The sequence below is a fragment of the Jiella avicenniae genome, assembly GCF_021390325.1.
GTDB lineage: Bacteria > Pseudomonadota > Alphaproteobacteria > Rhizobiales > Rhizobiaceae > Jiella > Jiella avicenniae.
On the sequence record NZ_JAJUWU010000026.1, the window covers coordinates 33,279 to 51,534 of the forward strand.

Annotated in this window: 20 protein-coding genes; 15 read left to right on the plus strand and 5 right to left on the minus strand. The window is 66.6% G+C overall.

Going from position 1 to position 18,256, the window contains the following annotated elements:
• Positions 1-4 precede the first annotated feature (4 nt).
• Positions 5-2,761: a cation-translocating P-type ATPase gene (locus LZD57_RS21645; RefSeq protein WP_233721671.1), complete on the plus strand. Its 2,757-nt coding sequence runs from the start codon at positions 5-7 to the stop codon at positions 2,759-2,761.
• 21 nt (positions 2,762-2,782) lie between these two features.
• Here LZD57_RS21645 and LZD57_RS21650 read toward each other — a convergent pair whose 3' ends face one another.
• A complete protein-coding gene (locus LZD57_RS21650) occupies positions 2,783-3,766 on the minus strand; it encodes a zinc-dependent alcohol dehydrogenase family protein (protein ID WP_233721672.1) in 984 nt (327 codons plus the stop codon).
• Between the two features lie 397 nt (positions 3,767-4,163).
• On the opposite strand from LZD57_RS21650, the gene LZD57_RS21655 reads away from it, so the two are divergent.
• Both LZD57_RS21655 and LZD57_RS21660 read left to right on the plus strand, forming a co-directional pair.
• Positions 4,164-4,568 (plus strand): host attachment family protein, encoded by a 405-nt coding sequence (locus LZD57_RS21655; RefSeq protein ID WP_233721673.1) that lies wholly within the window; start codon positions 4,164-4,166, stop codon positions 4,566-4,568.
• 45 nt (positions 4,569-4,613) lie between these two features.
• Positions 4,614-4,925, plus strand: coding sequence for a c-type cytochrome (locus tag LZD57_RS21660; protein ID WP_233721674.1), 312 nt, complete (start codon positions 4,614-4,616; stop codon positions 4,923-4,925).
• 115 nt (positions 4,926-5,040) lie between these two features.
• On the opposite strand, the gene LZD57_RS21665 is transcribed toward LZD57_RS21660, so the two are convergent.
• Positions 5,041-5,874 carry a universal stress protein gene (locus LZD57_RS21665; protein WP_233721675.1) on the minus strand — a complete coding sequence of 278 codons (834 nt, stop codon included), beginning with the start codon at positions 5,872-5,874 and terminating at the stop codon, positions 5,041-5,043.
• Between the two features lie 73 nt (positions 5,875-5,947).
• Here LZD57_RS21665 and LZD57_RS21670 point away from each other — a divergent pair, with 73 nt between their 5' ends.
• The gene (locus tag LZD57_RS21670; RefSeq protein ID WP_233721676.1) at positions 5,948-6,217 is read left to right on the plus strand and encodes a hypothetical protein; all 270 of its coding nucleotides are present in this window, start codon (positions 5,948-5,950) and stop codon (positions 6,215-6,217) included.
• Positions 6,218-6,427: 210 nt separating this feature from the next.
• Positions 6,428-8,356 (plus strand): methyl-accepting chemotaxis protein, encoded by a 1,929-nt coding sequence (locus LZD57_RS21675; protein ID WP_233721677.1) that lies wholly within the window; start codon positions 6,428-6,430, stop codon positions 8,354-8,356.
• Between the two features lie 307 nt (positions 8,357-8,663).
• On the opposite strand, the gene LZD57_RS21680 is transcribed toward LZD57_RS21675, so the two are convergent.
• Positions 8,664-9,572: a LysR family transcriptional regulator gene (locus LZD57_RS21680; protein ID WP_233721678.1), complete on the minus strand. Its 909-nt coding sequence runs from the start codon at positions 9,570-9,572 to the stop codon at positions 8,664-8,666.
• An 89-nt stretch (positions 9,573-9,661) separates the two neighbouring features.
• On the opposite strand from LZD57_RS21680, the gene LZD57_RS21685 reads away from it, so the two are divergent.
• The 4 genes from LZD57_RS21685 (at position 9,662) to LZD57_RS21700 (ending at position 12,166) form a co-directional block, all read left to right on the plus strand.
• Positions 9,662-10,474, plus strand: a complete 813-nt coding sequence (locus LZD57_RS21685) for a DODA-type extradiol aromatic ring-opening family dioxygenase (protein WP_255700094.1) — start codon at positions 9,662-9,664, stop codon at positions 10,472-10,474.
• Positions 10,475-10,500: 26 nt separating this feature from the next.
• On the plus strand, positions 10,501-11,109 hold the full coding sequence (locus LZD57_RS21690) for an NAD(P)-dependent oxidoreductase (protein ID WP_233721680.1): 609 nt from the start codon (positions 10,501-10,503) through the stop codon (positions 11,107-11,109).
• An 87-nt stretch (positions 11,110-11,196) separates the two neighbouring features.
• Positions 11,197-11,607, plus strand: coding sequence for a DoxX family protein (locus LZD57_RS21695; protein ID WP_233721681.1), 411 nt, complete (start codon positions 11,197-11,199; stop codon positions 11,605-11,607).
• 28 nt (positions 11,608-11,635) lie between these two features.
• Positions 11,636-12,166, plus strand: coding sequence for a phenolic acid decarboxylase (locus LZD57_RS21700; RefSeq protein WP_233721682.1), 531 nt, complete (start codon positions 11,636-11,638; stop codon positions 12,164-12,166).
• An 87-nt stretch (positions 12,167-12,253) separates the two neighbouring features.
• On the opposite strand, the gene LZD57_RS21705 is transcribed toward LZD57_RS21700, so the two are convergent.
• Together LZD57_RS21705 and LZD57_RS21710 are read right to left on the minus strand one after the other, a co-directional pair.
• Entirely contained in the window at positions 12,254-12,676 is a 423-nt protein-coding gene (locus LZD57_RS21705) for a type II toxin-antitoxin system VapC family toxin (protein WP_233721683.1), read from the minus strand.
• Positions 12,673-12,927 carry a type II toxin-antitoxin system prevent-host-death family antitoxin gene (locus LZD57_RS21710; protein ID WP_233721717.1) on the minus strand — a complete coding sequence of 85 codons (255 nt, stop codon included), beginning with the start codon at positions 12,925-12,927 and terminating at the stop codon, positions 12,673-12,675. Before LZD57_RS21710 ends, LZD57_RS21705 begins: the two co-directional genes overlap by 4 nt.
• A 164-nt stretch (positions 12,928-13,091) precedes the next feature.
• On the opposite strand from LZD57_RS21710, the gene LZD57_RS21715 reads away from it, so the two are divergent.
• From LZD57_RS21715 to LZD57_RS21740, 6 genes are all read left to right on the plus strand, one after another.
• Positions 13,092-13,577, plus strand: a complete 486-nt coding sequence (locus LZD57_RS21715) for a MarR family winged helix-turn-helix transcriptional regulator (protein ID WP_233721684.1) — start codon at positions 13,092-13,094, stop codon at positions 13,575-13,577.
• Between the two features lie 44 nt (positions 13,578-13,621).
• Entirely contained in the window at positions 13,622-14,722 is a 1,101-nt protein-coding gene (locus LZD57_RS21720) for a C4-dicarboxylate TRAP transporter substrate-binding protein (RefSeq protein WP_233721685.1), read from the plus strand.
• Between the two features lie 147 nt (positions 14,723-14,869).
• A complete protein-coding gene (locus LZD57_RS21725) occupies positions 14,870-15,409 on the plus strand; it encodes a TRAP transporter small permease (protein ID WP_233721686.1) in 540 nt (179 codons plus the stop codon).
• Entirely contained in the window at positions 15,409-16,689 is a 1,281-nt protein-coding gene (locus tag LZD57_RS21730) for a TRAP transporter large permease (protein WP_233721687.1), read from the plus strand. Before LZD57_RS21725 ends, LZD57_RS21730 begins: the two co-directional genes overlap by 1 nt.
• 10 nt (positions 16,690-16,699) lie before the next feature.
• Entirely contained in the window at positions 16,700-17,467 is a 768-nt protein-coding gene (locus tag LZD57_RS21735) for an SDR family NAD(P)-dependent oxidoreductase (RefSeq protein WP_233721688.1), read from the plus strand.
• A complete protein-coding gene (locus LZD57_RS21740) occupies positions 17,464-18,234 on the plus strand; it encodes a crotonase/enoyl-CoA hydratase family protein (protein WP_233721689.1) in 771 nt (256 codons plus the stop codon). The genes LZD57_RS21735 and LZD57_RS21740 overlap by 4 nt, the downstream gene beginning before the upstream one ends.
• Positions 18,235-18,256 lie beyond the last annotated feature (22 nt).

The following is an 18,256-nucleotide window of genomic DNA, read 5'->3' on the forward strand; positions in this document are numbered from 1 at the left end:
CGCCTTGCTGCATGACGAGACGCGCGGCGGCGATGATCGGTCTCCCGATGCCATGGCCGAGCCTCGCTGGCACGCCCTCGACGTTCCGGCCGCCGCTGCGCGGCTTCGAACCTCGTCCGCCGGCCTCTCGAACGACGAGGCGGCGCGCCGCCTGGCGCATGATGGCCCGAACGCTCTGCCGCAGCCGCCGGCCCGCTCGATCGCGGCGATCGTCCTGTCGCAGTTGCAGAGCCCGCTGATCTATCTCCTGCTCGCGGCGGCGGCGGTCTCATTCCTCCTCGGCGAATATGACGATGCCGGCTTCATCTTCCTGGTGCTCACGATCAACACCGCCGTCGGCGCCACCCAGGAATGGCGGGCGGAGGCGAACACCGCGGCTCTGCGCTCGGCGATCGCCACCGTCGCGCGGGTTCTGAGGAACGGCGCGGTCAAGCGCCTGGACTCCCGGCAGCTCGTCCCGGGCGACGTGGTGCTTCTGGAGGGCGGCGACCGCATCCCGGCCGATCTGCGCATCCTCGAAGCCAACGAGGTCCAGGCCGACGAATCCTCGCTCACCGGCGAGTCGCTTCCCGTCGACAAGGCCGCAGGCGAGGCCCTGCCGGCGGACACGCCGCTCGCCGAGCGGCTGACCATGCTCCACGCCGGCTCCACCCTCCAGCGCGGGCGGGCAAGGGCGCTCGTCGTGGCGACCGGTAGCCGCACCGAACTCGGCGCCATTGCCGGCGCGCTCCGGGTGCCCGCGGCAAAGCCGCCACTGACGCGCCGGCTCGACCGGTTCGCCCGCATGCTCGGCTTCGTCTCGCTGGCGCTCGTCGCGGCCGTGATTGCGCTACAGCCCGGCCTCGGCCATACGCTTTCGGAGACGATCTTCGTCGCGATCGCGCTGGCCGTCGCGATCATCCCGGAGGGGCTGCCGGTCGCGGTCACGATCGCGCTTTCGATCGCCACCCGCCGCATGGCCCTGCGCAACGTCATCGTCCGGCATCTGCCGGCGGTCGAGGGGCTCGGCGCCTGCACCGTCGTCGCGACCGACAAGACCGGGACGTTGACCATGAACCAGCTGACCGCCAAGCGGCTCTGGCTGCCGCAACATGGCTTCGTCGACGTCGACGGCGCCGGCTTCGAGACCAGGGCGCGCCTGCATCAGGACGGTGTGACCCTGAGCGAGACCGCGCATGGCGCCGCCCGCGCTCTCGCGCGCTCGGCGGCCCTGTGCAACGACGCCGATTTCGACCCCGAGGGCGGCGCCGAGGGACGGAGCGGCGATGCCGTCGACCTCGCCTTCCTGGTGCTGGCGGTCAAGACCGGGCTGGATACCGGCCTCCTGCGCAAGACTGCGCGGCGGATCGCCGATCGGCCCTTCTCGGCCGAGCGCAAATATGCCGCCAGCCTGCACGACCATGGCGACGGCCACGTCCTCCACATCAAGGGATCGGCGGAAGTCGTGCTGCCGCTCTGCGAAGGCGTCGACGGCGACCATGTGCTCCGGCTCGCCGACGAGATGGCAAGCCATGGCTACCGGGTCCTTGCCGTCGCGGCCAGGATCGTCGACCGGACGGACGACCGGGGGGTGCGCCCGGACCTGGACGGCGATCTCGACAGGCTGACGCTGCTCGGCCTCGTCGGCTTCATCGATCCGCTGCGGCCGGAGGCCAAGCAGGCGGTCGCCGATTGCCGCCGGGCGGGCGTTTCGGTGAAGATGATCACCGGCGATCATGCCGCGACGGCCCTTGCCATCGCCCGCGAACTCGGCATCGCCGACAGGCCGGAGGAGGTGGTGACCGGCCGCGAGGTTGCGGCCGCCGAAAGCGGGAGCGGCGCGAGGATCGCGACGGCGAGCGTCTTCGCCCGCGTCGAGCCGGCCCACAAGGTCAGGATCGTCGAGGCGCTGAAGCAGGCGGGCCACGTGGTCGCTATGACCGGCGACGGCGTCAACGACGCGCCGGCGCTCCACCGCGCCGATCTCGGCGTCGCCATGGGCCGCGATGGCACGGACGCCGCCCGCGACGCCGCCGATCTGGTGCTTGCCGACGACAATTTCGCCTCCATCGTCGCCGGCATCGAGGAGGGGCGGGCAGCCTATGCGAACATCCGCAAGGTGATCTATCTCCTGATCGCGACGGGAACGGCGGAGGCGCTGATCTTCCTCCTGGCACTCGCCGCCGGGCTGCCGATTCCGCTGACGGCGGTGCAGCTTCTCTGGCTGAACCTCGTGACGAACGGCGTGCAGGATGTCGCGCTCGCCGCGGAAGGGTCGGAGAAGGGCCTTCTCGACAAGCCGCCGCGCCCGCCGAAGGAACCCGTCTTCGACCGGCTGATGATCCGCGAGACGCTTCTTTCCGGCGCCACCATGGGTCTCGTCTGCACCGCCGCCTTCGCCTGGATGATCGGCCAGGGCTTGAGCGAAGCGGCCGCGCGCAACACGCTTTTGTTCCTGATGGTCGCCTTCATGAACGTCCACGTCTTCAACTGCCGCTCCGAGACGCAGTCGACCTTCCGCATCCCGCTCTCGGCCAACTGGCCGCTGATCGCGGCGGTCGCCGGCGCCCAGGCCGTCCATGTCGGTGCGGCCTTCACGCCGGGCCTTCGCGACGTCCTGGGGCTTGCGCCACTGCCCTTGAGCGAATGGCTCCTCCTCGTGCCGCTCGCCTTGACCGTGCTGGCGACGGTGGAGATCGACAAGTGGATCCGGAGGGCGACGAAATCCGCAGCCCGTTCGAACGCGGCGGGCGGCACGCCCGGCGACGGCGGGAGGCTTTGAGGCTCGCGCGCCGCCTCGGGCTCAGGGAACGATGACGGCGGCCCCCTGAAACCGTCCGGCGCGCAGGTCGGCGAGCGCCTCGTTGGCGGCGTCGAGCGGGTAGACGGTGGTCGTCGTCCTGATGCCGGCCTTCGGCGCGATCGCGAGAAACTCCCGCGCATCGGCGCGGGTGAGATTGGCGACCGAGACGATCGAGCGCTCTTCCCAGAGATCGCGATAGGCAAATTGCGGGACGTCGCTCATGTGGATGCCGCCGCAGACGACGCGTCCGCCCTTGCGCACGGCCTTCAGCGCCGCCGGCACCAGGGCGCCCACCGGCGCGAACAGGATCGCGGCGTCGAGCGGTTCGGGCGGCATCTCGTCCGATCCGCCGGCCCAGACGCAGCCGAGCGAGAGGGCGTGGCGCTGCGCGGCTTCGTCGCCGGCGCGCGTGAAGGCGTAGACCTTTCGGCCCTGCCATCGGCAGACCTGGGCGATGATGTGGGCCGCCGCACCGAAGCCGTAGAGGCCGATCCGCCTGGCATCGCCCGCCATCTTCAGCGAACGCCAGCCGATCAGTCCGGCGCACAGTAGCGGTGCGGCGGCCACCGGATCGTCGAAGCCGGGCATCGCAAAGGCGAAGCTTGCCTCCGCCACGATATGGGTCGCAAATCCGCCGTCGCGCGTATAGCCGGTGAAGAGCGGCCGGTCGCAGAGGTTCTCGTGGTCCTCCAGGCAATAGCGACAGGTTCCGCAGGTGTGGCCGAGCCAGGGAACGCCGACGCGGCGGCCGATCTCCTGCTCCGTGACGCCGTCCCCCAGCGCTTCGACGATGCCGACGATCTCGTGACCGGGAACGATCGGCAGCTTGGGGTGAGAGAGGTCGCCGTCGACGACGTGAAGATCAGTGCGGCAGACGGCACAGGCCTCGATGCGGATGAGGATTTCGCCGGGACCGGGTTCCGGGACCGGGCGCTCCTCCAAGCGCAGCGGCTGGCCGATCGCGTGAAGCACCATGGCGCGCATGTTCGACCTCACAGGGTTCCGTTTGCCCGGCGATTGTCCGGCGGCGACGTCGACCGTCAGAGTATTTGCAGACCGGCCCGGGCGATTTGATCGCGATCAAAGTCCCGGCTGCCGAACGGGCGCTCCATGCGGGCGTCGAGGCGCTTCGGCGGGCATGTCCGCCCGCGGCGCCATCGAGGGCTCGACGCCACCCACCGACACGGATCCGCGACGACCATCCGGACGTCGCAGCCCGCACCGGTGCCCGCGGCTTGGCAGGCGTCCGCGCTCTGCCGGCGCTTCTTGGAAATTCGGTGCCTGCGACGAAGGGTTTGATCTGGCGCAAGGTGCAAGCGCAGGGGATCATGGTCTGCTGCCTGGCAGAGGCGGATCGTTCCGCCGAGGCGGAGTAGCAAGAATGATCCTTCCGAACGGTACGATCGTCGCCGTCGCCGACGGCACGAGCCTGACACTCTTCCGCAATCGTGCGGCGGAGCCCCAGATCGATCTGGTCGCCTATGACGACCCGGACATCGCTTCGAAGAATCCGGGATCGGGAGGGCGCCATCGCCAGAGTTCGGCCAATCCGGATTCCGATCGCGGGGCGGAAGACGGCTTTGCGGCGGGCGCCGCCGACTATCTCAATCACATGGCGATCGAAGGGGCCCTCGATCATCTGTTCCTCATCGCCGACCCCCGCACGCTCGGGGAACTGCGCAGACACTTCCACCCGAAACTTCGGTCCAAGGTCGTCGGCGAGTTGCACAAGGACCTCGTCGCCCATCCGGTCGAAGACGTCGTGAAGGCAATTCTTCACGCCTGAGCGGACGTACGCCTCCACTCGCGGCGAACAACATGGACAGGGCCAATGCACCGACTTGGTTTCGCGTTGATCGTCAGCTCCCTGGCATTGGGTGTCGCGCATGCCCAGCCGAAGGGGGATCCCGCGGCGGGCAAGCGCATCGCCGAGCGCTGGTGCGCCGGTTGCCACATCGTTTCGCCGCAGCAGCGGACCGGCAGCGCGGACGTCCTGACATTCGAGGCCATCGCCGAGAAAAGCGGCGGCGACCGCGATTCTCTGGCGTCCTTTCTCACCGATCCCCACCCGGTCATGGCCGATATCGGCCTGACGCGCCGCGAGGTCGGCGATCTCGTCGCCTATATCGACAGCCTCCGCTGACCGGCCGGTCGTGCGCTGGCACGACGACCGAGACGTCGGCGTCCGAATCCCACCTCGGCCGGAGTTCGAATGGCCCCCGGCCGAAGCGCACTTCGGTCGGGGGTCACGCTCTCGATCAGCGCGCCAGAAGCAGCGGGATCGGAGGGTTCTCGATCATCGAGCGGGTGACGCCGCCGAAAATCCGTTCGCGCCACCGCGAATGGCCGTAGGCGCCCATGACGATCATCTCCGCCGAGACGTCGCCGGCATGCTGACGGATCACGTCGGCCACCGGCCTGCCACCGCTCGGCAGGCGGTCGACCGTCACCTTGGCGCCGTGACGGGCGAGATAGGCGGCGACCTCGGCTCCCGGCTCCGGGCCGGCCTCGGAGGTGGTCGCCTGGGGATCCACCATGACGATCCGGACATCGTCGGCCGCGCCGAGGATTTCCGCCGCCTCGTAGACGGCGCGGGCGGACTCGGGCGTCGAGGACCAGGCGACGACGGCCGTCTTCGGTCGAAGGGTCGGGCTGGCGCCCTTGGGAAGGATCAGGAGGGGACGTCCGCTCCCGAAGAGAGCTCCGTCGAGGACCACCTCGGCGAGATAGCCGTCCGCGGCGAGTTCGGGGCCGACGAGCACGAGATCGGCATAGCGGGCCCGACGGGCGACGGCCTGTGCGATCATGGCGTGCTCGTGATGGGCGGTATCGATGTCGGCGGACAGATCGGCCCGGGCGAAGCGCGCCTCGAAGCTTTCCATGCGCTCGCTCAGCCGTCGCATCTGGTCGCGCTGCTCTTCGAGCCAGTAGTCGGCGCCCACCGCCGCCTCGCCGACCGGCGGTGGTGGGCTGATGGCCGCAAGGAGAATGGAAAGGTGGACCCTCTCGTCTTCGCAGAGCGATTGAGCCAGGCTGACGTCGGCATCGGAATGGTCCACTCCGATGACGCCGAGGATTGTCTTGAAACGCATGGTTCGCCTCCGTTCCGCTTGCGGGCGATCCCGTCAAGCTTCGAGGCGAGACTAGACCCGGTCGCGGGCAACGATGTTGCGCCAGATCAATTCTCGGCCGGTCTTTTGCCGATCGCTCCGGCTCGACCCCGGCATCCGACGGAGCGAACGTTCGATCTTTTCCAATGAGCACATCGGCGGGACGGTGGAGAACGGCGTGGACATCGCCGCCGAGGCGATGGGCCGTGTGGTCCGCGAAGCGGCGCGATCGCCGATGAAGCCATCTCCAGGGCGCGCAGATTACGATCCGGTTTACGCGACGATAAGCAATCCTTTGTTTGGCAACCTTGGGAAATCCCCGTAGCGTCACCATGCGCGAAAGGGATGAGCGACGACATCGTCCGTTGGGACGGCAAAGCACTTGCAGGATGGGGCCATTCATCGCGCCTTCAGATTGAATTCTGTCCGATAAAAGCTTGATTTCGCAGTATGAATGCAAACAATACAGTCAGTAATTTTTAAAGTCTGGCGGATAAACGTAGGTCCTGGGTCGATTTTACCTCTGGGTATTTCCATGCAAATCCGCCTCGCCACCCGTCTCTTGGTCTTTTCGACAGCGGTCGGGATCGCCATCGCCGTATCGGGAGCCGTCAGCTGGCTCGAATTTCGTCAGGTCTCCGTGGGCGGCCCGATCTATGGCGAGATCATCGAGTCCAAGGATCTCCTCGCCGACATTCTGCCGCCGCCCAACTATGTCATCGAAGCTTTCCTCGATGCCACTCTCGCTCATCAAGACCGGCTGGCGCCGGAGGATGCGGCGCGCAGGCTCGTGATCCTGAAAGATCAATACGGCGACCGCATCGCGCATTGGCAGACTTCCGCGATGCCGGCGAACATCAAGGGTTTCGTTCAGCAGTCGGACGCGATCGTTCAGCCGTTCTGGCGCACGATCGAGCAACGTTTCCTGCCGGCCCTGAGGCAGCAAGACGCTGCAGCGGCCGATGCCGCATACGAGGAGATCGATGAGCTCTACAGAAAACATCGCGCCGTCATCGATCAGTTGGTCGAGGCGGCCAATGCATTGAGCGCCGATCTCGAGGCTCGCTCTCGGGAGAGTGTCACCCGAGCGACGACCCTCCTTGTCGGTTCGGCCTTCCTTGCCTTCCTGATCCTTGCCTATGGCGCCTGGTCGTTGCGCCTGCAGCTGATCCGTCCGCTCATCGCCCTGACAGGAGGTATGCGCCGGCTGGCAGACGGGCATGTCGAAGATCAGCCGTTGTTCCATTCCCGCCGCGACGAAGTGGGCGAGATGGCTCGGGCGCTCGACGGATTTCGCGAGGCCGAACGTGCCAAGCGTGAGCTTTCCCGCCAGTCGCAAGCCCAGCAGACCGAGATTGAACAGCGCCAGAGTGCCGACAAGGTTCGCGAACGGAGCGAACGCGAGGCGCTGCAGGCGTTCGTCGCCGAGATCGAGACGGGGTTTGCCGGTCTGTCCAACGGGGATCTCACGGTGCGCATGGCGAGGCCGGTTGCGCCCGCCTACGAACCGATCCGTCGCAAGTTCAACGACAGTATCACCAAGCTGGAAAATGCGATCGAGCAGGTCGTCCGTGCCACCGGGCAGATCCGGGCGGGCCTTGCCGAGATCAACACCGCATCGAACGACCTCGCCCATCGCACCGAGCAGCAGGCTGCTTCCATCGAGGAAACAGTCGCTGCGCTGTCCGAAATCACGCAAGCCGTCAACCGGACTGCAGAGGGTGCCAACCGTGCCCAGACATCTGCGGTGACGGCGCGCAGCAATGCGGCAAAGGGCGGGGAGATCGTTGGCCAGGCGGTCGTGGCAATCACGAGGATCGAGAAGTCGTCAGAGGAGATCAACAGGATCATTTCGGTCATCGACGAGATTGCCTTTCAGACGAATCTCCTCGCTCTCAACGCCGGCGTGGAAGCGGCACGAGCAGGTGAGGCCGGCAAGGGGTTCACCGTCGTCGCGCAGGAGGTACGTGGTCTCGCCCAGCGCTCCGCCGAGGCTGCCAAAGAGATCAAGGGCCTGATCACGGCCTCGCGCCAGGAGGTGGAAAGCGGGGTCGAGCTCGTCACCGCCTCGGGCGAGTCGCTGCAGGAAATCATGGCGCAGGTCAGCGAAACGGCCGAGATCATCGCGCGCATCGCCGCCAGTGCCGGCGAGCAGGCCGTCAGCTTGCGCGAGGTGGCGGGCGCCGCCGATCAGATGGATAAGGTCACGCAGCAGAATGCCGCCATGGTGGAGCAGGCGACGGCCGCCAGCCGGACCCTGTCCAAAGAGACCGACCAGCTTTCCGATCTGATGGGGCAGTTCAAAACGGCTGCCGGTCCGTCGCGCCAGACCGGACGGGTCTCCGGCGGGAGGGCGGAGAGTCCCGGCTCTTCGACGGTCGTGCAATTCAAATCGGCCGGGACGGGAGGTGCAGCGCGCATGCAGAAGCCGGTCCACGCGGACGTTGAATGGGCGGAATTCTGAGCGCCTCGGGGCACGGTAGGAAACCGGGCCCCAAACTCCAGGCCCCGTTGAGCCGTCACCCGTAGCATCGACGACCGACAGTCGGCGGAACACGAATTGCATGCGCCGAGGAATACCGTGACGGTTTCCGCCTTGGTCAGATGATCCCGCTTCGGCGTCATCAAGCGCGCAACCGTTCTGGCTGAGGGAACTCTGCGGCGTTCGGCACCAGCCCGGCAGCCCGCTTGCAACCCCGTCACGACCGAACCGTCATTGATGCGGGGTTCGCCGGTCCCGTCCAGGGATCGGAGGAGACCTGACGTCGCGGTCACCAGTCCTGCGATCGGTCCTTCAGGCAGGCCGCCAGATAGTCGATCCAGGCGCGAACCTTAGCGGTCGGCCGTCTGGTCGGATGCGTGATCGCGTGGATCGCGCCCATGTCGGCGAGCGGGCGGTCGAGCGCGATCTCCACGAGCCGTCCATTGGCGAGGGCGTTCGCAGCGATGAAGCGCGGACCGTAGACGATGCCTTGCCCGCCGATGGCGGCGGTCACCAGCGCGTCGCCGTTGTCGGCGGCGAGCGAGCCCGCGACCGGCACGCGGATTTCGCCGTCGCGGCCGAACCGCCAGACCCTGTCCGAGGCCGTATCCGACAAGGTGTAGCTCAGGCAGTCGTGGTCGCGGAGCTCGGCCACGGAACGAGGCACGCCTTTCCGACGCAGATAGTCCGGTGCGGCGCAGACCACGAGGCGAACATCGGCGAGCTTGCGGGCGAGAAGGCCGCTGTCGGCAAGCCGCCCGATCCGCACGGCCATGTCCCACCGCTCTTCCAGAAGGTCGACGGTGCGGTCGTTCAGACCCAGCTCGATCCTGACGCCCGGATGCCGCGCGGCGAAGCCCGGCATGAGGGACGCAAGATGCAGCGCGCCGAACGCGGCGGGCGCCGAGACGCGAACCAGCCCCTCGACCAGCACCGTGCGCGCCGACGCCTCGGCTTCCGCCTCGGCGAGGTCCGCCAAGAGCCGCTCGGCGCGCTCGAGAAATGCCGCGCCCGCCTCGGTCAGCGACAGCCGCCGCGTCGTGCGCCGCACGAGCGTGGTGCCGAGCCTTGCCTCGAGCGCCTCGAGATGGCGCGCGGCCATGGCGGGCGACATCCGCAGCCCACGAGCGGCCGCAGACAGGCTGCCCGTCCGTATCGCGCGCACGAACACCTCCAGTCCGGCCAGCCGATCCGCCATTTCCTACTCCCATGCAAAACTGTTCCTTGCAGGGGCTGCATTATCACGGCTGACGAAGGGGTCCATATTCACGGGCAGAGGAAAAGACCATGACCAACGAGCCATTCACCACCCACCGGCAGCCGGCGCTGTTCATTCCCCATGGCGGCGGGCCATGCTTCTTCATGGACGATCCGCGCGGCACATGGGCCGGCATGGCAGCGTTTCTCCGCAGTCTGCCTGATCGCCTGCCCGAGACGCCGAAAGCGATCCTCGTCGTCTCCGGTCATTGGGAGACAGAGGGCTTCGCCTTGACGGGCACTTCCGCGCCCGGCCTCATCTACGATTATTACGGCTTTCCCCCGCATACCTACCAGTTGCGCTATGACGCGCCGGGCGCTCCCGAACTGGCGAAGCGGGCAACGGGATTGCTGAAAGATGCAGGCCTCGCCGCTCACGTCGATCCGGAGCGTGGACTCGATCACGGTGCGTTCGTTCCGCTGATGGTCGCCTTTCCGTCCGCCGCGATCCCGGTGGTGGAGATGTCGGTCGAGCGATCGCTCGATCCGGCGCTCAACGTCGCTGCCGGGCAGGCGCTCGCGCCGCTGCGCGACGAAGGCGTGCTGATCGTCGGCTCCGGCATGAGCTTCCACAACATGCGCGGCTACGGCGACCCTCGCTCCACTGCCCCGTCCGAAGCCTTCGATGCATGGCTGACCGACACGATGGAGCTGCGCGGCGAAGCGCGTGCTCGGGCGCTTGAACAGTGGGGGGAAGCACCGGCTGCCCGGTTCGCCCATCCCGAGGCGGAGCACCTTCTCCCGCTGATGGTGGCGGCTGGTGCGGCAGGGGACGCGGCCGGAACGAAAATCTATGGCGAGCACGTCCTCGAAACCGCGATCTCCGGTTTCCGCTTCGATTGAACCATACAACCCAGAGGAACGATGACATGAAGATCGCGCTGATCGGCGCGTCCGGCAATGCCGGTTCGCGCATTTTGAAGGAGCTGTCCGATCGCGGGCATGCCATCACGGCCATCGCCCGGGGCCCTGCGCGGATCGCGTCGCTCCCCGGCGTCGTCTCCATGGCCGCCGACATCAACGATACGGCCGGACTGACCGACGCGATCGCCGGTCACGACGTCGTGGTGAGTGCGCTGCGTTTCGCGCAAACCGACGCGCCCGCCCTGATCGCGGCCGTGAAGGCGGCGAGGCCCGAACGCTACCTCGTGGTCGGCGGCGCCGGCAGCCTGGAAGTGGGTCCCGGCATGCGGCTGGTCGACACGCCGGACTTTCCCGATGCCTACAAGCCCGAAGCGCTGGGGGGCGTCGCCTTCCTCGATCTGCTGCGAGCCGAGCCGGAGCTCGACTGGACCTTCCTGTCGCCGTCGGCCGCGTTCGTCCCCGGCGAGCGGACCGGTCGTTTCCGTCTGGGCGGCGACGAACTCCTCGTCGGCGACGAGGGCAGCAGCATCTCGTTCGAGGATTTCGCCGTCGCGCTCGCCGACGAGATCGAAGCGCCGGCGCATCGCCGACAGCGGTTCACCGTCGGCTATTGAGCGGCGACGCCCGCATCGCTCGACACGCCGCTCCATGGCTTACGGGCGCCGACCCGCCCCACCAAAATTTCAACGTCGGGAACGATCATGAACGACACGTCTTCGCCTTCGTCCAAAATCGCCGCCTTGGCGCCGAGCCTTCTTTCCGTGCTGCGGATCGTCGTGGGCCTTCTCTTCCTCGCCCACGGCATCGTCAAGCTGTTCGGCTTCCCCGAGGGCGCACAGCCCGGACAGGTGGCGCTGTTCAGCCTGTTCGGCCTTGCCGGCGTGTTGGAGTTCGTCGGCGGCATCGCGATCGTCGCGGGCCTCTTCACGCGTCCCGTCGCCTTCCTGCTGTCGGGCGAGATGGCTTTCGCCTATTTCATCGCCCATGCGCCGCAGGGCTTCTTTCCCGGTGTCAACGGTGGCGAGGCGGCCATCCTGTTTTGCTTCGTGTTCCTCTATCTCGCAGCGGCCGGTGCAGGCCCATGGAGCCTCGACGCCATCCGTCGGACCTAATTTCCCCATTCATCGAAGGAATCGTGTCATGACCGATCACGCCAACTCCGGCGAGCCCGACCAGGACTTCTCGGACTTCGTCGGCCTCCACTTCATCTATACCTACGCCAACGGCTGGAAATACGAGTGGTATGCGCGCAGCGAGACCTCCTGCGATTATCGCATTCACCATGGCCTGGTCGGAGGCCGTTGGGTGACCGACCAGCCGATGACGCTGGTAAGACTGGCCGGGAAGATGTTCAAGGTGGACTGGCACGAGCCCACCGGCACCTCCGTCAGCCTCTACTTCGATCTGGGCCGCCGTCTGATTCACGGCACCATCTTCTTCCCGCAGTGGATCGCGGGAGACGGCGGCCATCCCGAAAAGACGATCTGCTATCAGAACGAGTTCATCGAGGACATGCAGCGCTTCCGCGATGAAGGCCCGTCCTATCCGTTCGTCATCATCTCCGAGTTCGCCGAGATCACCTTCATGGAGCAGCGCGGCGCCGACAACGACGAGGTCATCAGCCAAGCTCCCGGTCAGTTGCCGGACGGTTACGTCGAGCGCACCAACTAGACGTGGATAGTCGATAGGTCGTTCCGGTCAATCCGAAGCGGCCTATCGGCGTCTTTGAGCTCGTTTCGCCGTGCGGGCGATGCCAGCTCAATCCTGCCACGGATCGATGACGACCACGCCGGCCCCCTCGAAATCACTCACATTGCGGGTGACGACGCTGAGGTCATGCACCAGGGCGGTCGCGGCGATGAGGGCGTCGGCTTCATTGCGGCGGTCGGGCACATGGAGTTGGGCGCAGCGCGTCGCCACCGCATCGTCGACGGGCAGGATGCGTCCGTCAAATTCAGGACGGACACGGCCGTCGAGCCAGGATCGCAATCTCCCGCCTTGCGCCGCGTCGCGCCGTTGGACGCTCAGGACGCCCCGCTCCAGTTCGAGAATGGTGATCGCGGAGATGAAAAACCGCGTCGCGTCCCGGGCGCCGATCCAGCCGGCCACCTTGGCGTCGGCTTTCCCGTCGCCCAGCTTGCGAAGCTCGGAAATGACGTTGGCGTCGAGGAGATAGGTCAAGCCAGATCGATCTCGCGCGGGGCGATGCCGGCGCGCTCCGGCGCAAAGTCGATGTCCGACAATCCCGGCATGGCCAGGGATACGGTGAGATCGCGATGCTTGCCGGCCAGGCGCTCGAATTCGGCATATGTCATCAGGACGTGAGACGGCTTGCCCCGGTCGGTGATGACGACCGGCCCATCCTTCGCGGCTTTCTTGGCGCGGCTGACATCCTGGTTCAGATCGCGGCTCGTCAACGTCGTAATGATCATGACCGTCTCTTGTAGGTATTTACCTACATATAGCATCCGCACCGGTCGCTGCAAAGCGTCGGCGTGACAGGCCGTGACGGATCACGAATTTAGTTATGAAGAATAAAAGTTATGGACCATAATCATATTGTGGGCTATGGATGGCGTCAGGAGGAGACGACGTGGTGAGCGAGCGCGAAACTTCGGGCCCGGTCGAGCTTCGCGAGGCCGTCGACGACGAGGGCATGCGCGGTTTCGTCGGCTACAACATCAAGCGCGCCTACATCAGGGTTCAGGGCGCCGCCCAGGCTGCTCTGGCGCCGTTCGAGCTTCGCGTCCTTTCCTTCACCGCGCTGTCGATCATCGGCACCAATCCCGGCATCACGCCCTCGCAACTGGCGGTGCTGCTCGGGATGGAGCGCTCGAACGTGGTCGCGGTCATCGACGATCTGATGTCGCGCGATCTCGTCTCGCGCGAGCGCCTCGAAACCGATCGCCGGCGCTTCGCGCTGACGATGACGGCGAGAGGCGGCGAGGTGCAGAAGGCGGCAGCCCGAGCGATCGCGGAATTCGAAGGCCGGCTCGTCTCGGTCCTGAGCGAGGAGGAACAGGCGACCCTGGTCCGCTTGCTGAACAGGATCGAAGCGGAAGGGGCCGCAACCAAGGATTAAGCCGCCGACGATGGGACGTCCGTGCGGCCAACAGGGAGGAAGGCATGACGAGACTTCTTGCGAAAACCGTCGCGGTTGCGGCGTTGATCGCCGCCACCGGCGCATCGGCCGACACGATCCGGGCAACCTCCGGCTTCGGCCCGTCGCATCCGATCGCGAACGCGATCTATCCGGAGATCAACAAGCGGCTTCAGGAATTCACCAATGGCGAATGGGACCTCCAGGACACCCCGTCCGGCCTCGTCGCCCCCAATGAGATGAGCTCGGCGCTGCGCGACGGCGTCACCGAATTCGGCGCGCTCTTGATGCCCTATTTCCCGGCGCAGTTTCCCGAGGCGGCCATGCCCTCCGAGCTCTCGGTCCTGGGCGAGGGCAACCTCGCCATCTCCTCGGCGGTGACCGAATACATCGCGACCTGTGAAGAGTGCCAGGCCGAGTTCGCCGAAAACGGCCAAGTCTATCTCGGCACGGATGCGACGCCCCCCTACAATCTCCTGACGGTGAAGCCGGTTCGCAGCGCCGCCGATCTCCAGGGCATGCGCATCCGCACCGGCGCGCCGCTCTATGCGACCTTCATCGAGGAACAGGGCGGTGCCGCCGTCCAGCTGCCGTCCTCGGAACTCTTCGAATCCCTCAGCCAGGGTGTCATCGACGGCACCTTCAGCGCCGATCACGAGATCATCGCCAACCGGCTGGGTGACGCGATCGACTACGTCACCGAGGTGAAACTCGGCGTCTTCAACGGTGCGGCCGTCACCACGGCGAGCCAGATCTTGTGGAGCCGCATGGATGCCGAAACCCGCGCGGCCCTGGCCCGCGCATCGCAATACGGCATCGCCAAGGGGCTGAAGGGCATGCAGAAAGACGCCGAGGCCGCCCGCGACGTCGACGGCGTCGAGTTCATCGAAGCCGACGAGAGCCTGGAAAAGGCCAGAAAAGAGTTCATCGAGGCGCATGTCGCCCGCGCGGCCAAGATCCTCGAAGAGCGCGGCGTGACCGACGCCCAGTCCAAGGTCGATCGCTACCGTGCCCTGGTCGAGAAGTGGCAGGGCCTGGTTACCGAGGACATGAGCGCCGAGGAACTGGGCGAGCTTCGCTACAACGAGATCTTCGCCAAGCTCGACATGAGCACCTACGGCCAATGACGCCACCTCGGGCGAGGAGGGCTGAATCTCGTCCTCGCCCGAGCCACCCGAACGAAAGAAAAAGGCGCCGCCTCAGGCGCTTCCCGGAGGAATTGCGCGGGTCGCGTTCCGGATTGATCGAACGCGCCGGCGACCAGGGAGGACAACATGCGCCAGGCTGAAGTCTGGATCGGAAGGATCAGTCTTGCCATCGGTTCGGCGGTCCTCGTCGCGATGATGCTGCAGGTCGTGGTCGACGTCTTCCTGCGCAGCTTCGTCGGTATCGTCTTTCCGGCGACGGCCGATCTCGTGGGGCGCTACTACATGGTCGCGGTCAGCTTCCTGCCGCTGGCGATGACCGAGATCGACCGCCGCCACATCGAGGCGACGATCTTCACCCACGGCCTGACGGGAGCGGCGAAGACCGCGGTCTTCTTCCTCGGCTTTCTCGCCGGGCTCGTCGTCTTCGGCCTCCTGATCTGGGGCTCCTTCAACGAAGCGATGATCCAGAGCGCGCGCGGCGCCTATCTCGATGTGGGCACGATGCGCTTTCCCACCTGGCCGAGCTACTGGATCCTGCCGGTATCCTTCGCGCTGATGGAGGCCATCATGGTCATCCGGCTCGTCGAACTTCTGACCGGACGCTTCGTCGAGGGCGATCACGATCCGAGCGAAGAGGTCCAGGGCCTCGGACCGGAGACGCGCTGATGGAACCCGTCACCATTGGATTGATCGCGCTCGCGGCCGTCCTCGTCCTGATCGCGCTGCGCGTGCCGATCGGGGTCAGCCTGATCCTCGTTTCCTTTTCGGGCATCTGGGCGATCGCCGGCTTCCGTCCGGCCTTCAGCATGGTCTCGACCATTCCCTATTCCTCCTCGGCGAGCTGGACCCTGAGCTCGATCCCGATGTTCCTGCTGATGGGCTATGTCGCCTATCATTCGGGTCTGACGCGGGGTCTCTTCGAGGCCGCGCGGGTCTGGTGGGGCTGGATGCCGGGCGGGCTCGCCATCGCGTCGCTCGCCGGGGCGGGCGGTTTCGCCGCCGTTTCTGGCTCGTCCGTCGCCTGTTCGGCGGCGATCGGGCGCATCGCCATCCCCGAAATGGCGCGCCAGGGCTACGATCTGAGGATCGCGACGGGATCGGTCGCCGCCGGCGGCACGATCGGCGCGCTGATCCCGCCCTCGATCATCCTGATCCTCTTCGGCATCCAGGCGAACGTCTCGATCAACTCGCTGTTTCTCGGTGGTCTGTTCGTCGGGCTCGCCTCGCTCGCCTTCTATGTCGCGGCGGTCTTGATCTTCTGGCTGCGCCATCCCGATCGCATGCAGCGCTCGACCGGCTACGACATGGCCGATCGCTGGAGGAAGACGCTGGAAATCTGGCCGGTTCTCGTCCTGATCGTGGCGGTGCTCGGCGGGCTCTTCGCCGGCTTCTTCACCGCCACCGAGGCCGGCGCCTTCGGGGCCTTCATGGCGCTCGTCATCGCTTTCGCCCGCCGCTCGCTCGGCTGGCAGGGCTTGCGCGAGAGCCTGGTCGACACGCTGCTCGCCTCGGGTGCGCTCTTCATCATCGCGATCGGCGCGAACCTCTTCACCCGGCTCGTGGCGATGTCCGGCCTGTCGATGGAGATCAGCCAGTTCGTCGAGGGGCTCGGCCTCGGCACCTTCGGGCTCCTCGCGATCATCACGGTCATCTATCTGCTTCTCGGCATGTTCCTGGAGCCGATCGGCGCGCTGCTCCTGACATTGCCGCTCTTCCTGCCCCTGATCGGGTCCCATCAGGTCGATCTCGTCTGGTTCGGTATTCTGGTCGCGAAACTCCTCGAGATCGGAATGATCACGCCGCCGGTGGGGCTCAACGTCTTCGTCATCCACTCCGTCGCGCGCGATCACGTGCGGCTGGAACAGGTCTTCGCGGGGATCGTGCCGTTCCTCGCCGCCGATCTCGTCCTGGTCGTGATCATGCTTTTGACGCACGGATTTTTCTAAAGGGGGCAGCATGAGGATCGAAGGAGAAATCGCGCTTGTCTCGGGCGGCGGAAGCGGCCTCGGCGAAGCGACCGCCAGACGGCTCGCGGCGAACGGGGCGAAGGTCGCGGTGGTCGACCGGGACGGCGAGGGGGCGAAGCGCGTCGCCGGCGAAATCGGCGGGTTCGCGGCCGTCGCGGACGTGACGGATGCCGAGGCGGTCGAGGCGGCATTCTCGCAAGCCGCCGAGGCGCTCGGCCATGCGCCGCGGATCGTCGTCAACTGCGCCGGGATCGGCACGGCGGCGCGCATCCTGCCGCGTGACGGGAGCCTTTCGATCGACCTCTTCGAGCGGACGATCAAGGTCAATCTCATCGGCTCCTATGTGATCATGAGCGTTGCGGCGCGGGCGATGGCGGCGCTCGACCCGATGGACGACGACGGAGCGCGGGGCGTCATCGTGAACACGGCATCCGTCGCCTATCAGGACGGACAGATCGGGCAGGCGGCCTATGCGGCCTCCAAGGGCGGCATCGCCTCGATGACGCTGCCTGCGGCGCGCGAACTCGCCCGCTTCGGCATCCGCGTGATGACGATCGCGCCGGGCCTTTTCGAAACCCCCATGGCCGGTGGCCTCGACGCCGAAGTCAAGGCCGCGATCGAGAAGGGCCTGCCCTTCCCCTCGCGCCTCGGGCGGCCCGACGAATATGCGATGCTGGTCCAGCAGATCGTGGAAAACCCCTTGTTGAACGGCGAGACGATCCGCATCGACAGCGCCGTCAGATTGGCACCGAAATGAGCACGAAGCAGTACACAGAGGGCCGGATCGACGGCCAGATCGCCGAACTCGAACTGATCCGCGTCGAGAAGCGCAACGCCATGTCGGACGGCCTGATGGCCGAGATCGAGGCGTTCTATGCGGGCCTGCCCGCCGATGTGCGCGTCATCATCCTGCATGGTCGCGGGGGGCATTTCTGCTCGGGCCTCGACCTCGCCGAACACGTCTCGCGCTCGGCCGAGGCCGGTGTCCACCATTCGCGCAACTGGCACCGGGTGATGGATCTGATCCAGCTCGGCGGCAAGGTGACCGTCAGCGCCATGACCGGCGCGGTGATCGGCGGCGGGCTGGAGCTTGCCACCGCCACCCATGTGAGGATCGCCGAGCCCTCGGTGATCTTCCAGCTTCCCGAAGGGCGACGCGGCATCTTCGTCGGCGGCGGCGCGACGGTGCGGGTCGGGCGGATTCTCGGAGCCGACCGCATGGTCGAGATGATGCTGACGGGCCGCAAATACGGCGCCGAAGAAGGTCTGAGGCTCGGCCTTGCGCACTATAGCGTCGGCGAGGGCGAGGCCCTGCCCTTGGCGCGCGAACTCGCCGCCAAGATCGCCGAGAACGCGCCCATGTCGAACTACTTCATGGTGCAGGCGCTGACGCGGATCGCCGACATGCCGCGCGCCGAAGGCCTGTTCACCGAAAGCCTCGCCGCCGCCCTCGTCCAGACGACGCCGGATGCCGAGGAAGGGCTCAAGGCCTTTCTCGAAAAGCGCATGCCGAAATTCCGCTGACCGTCGGAAAGGAGGAGAAACG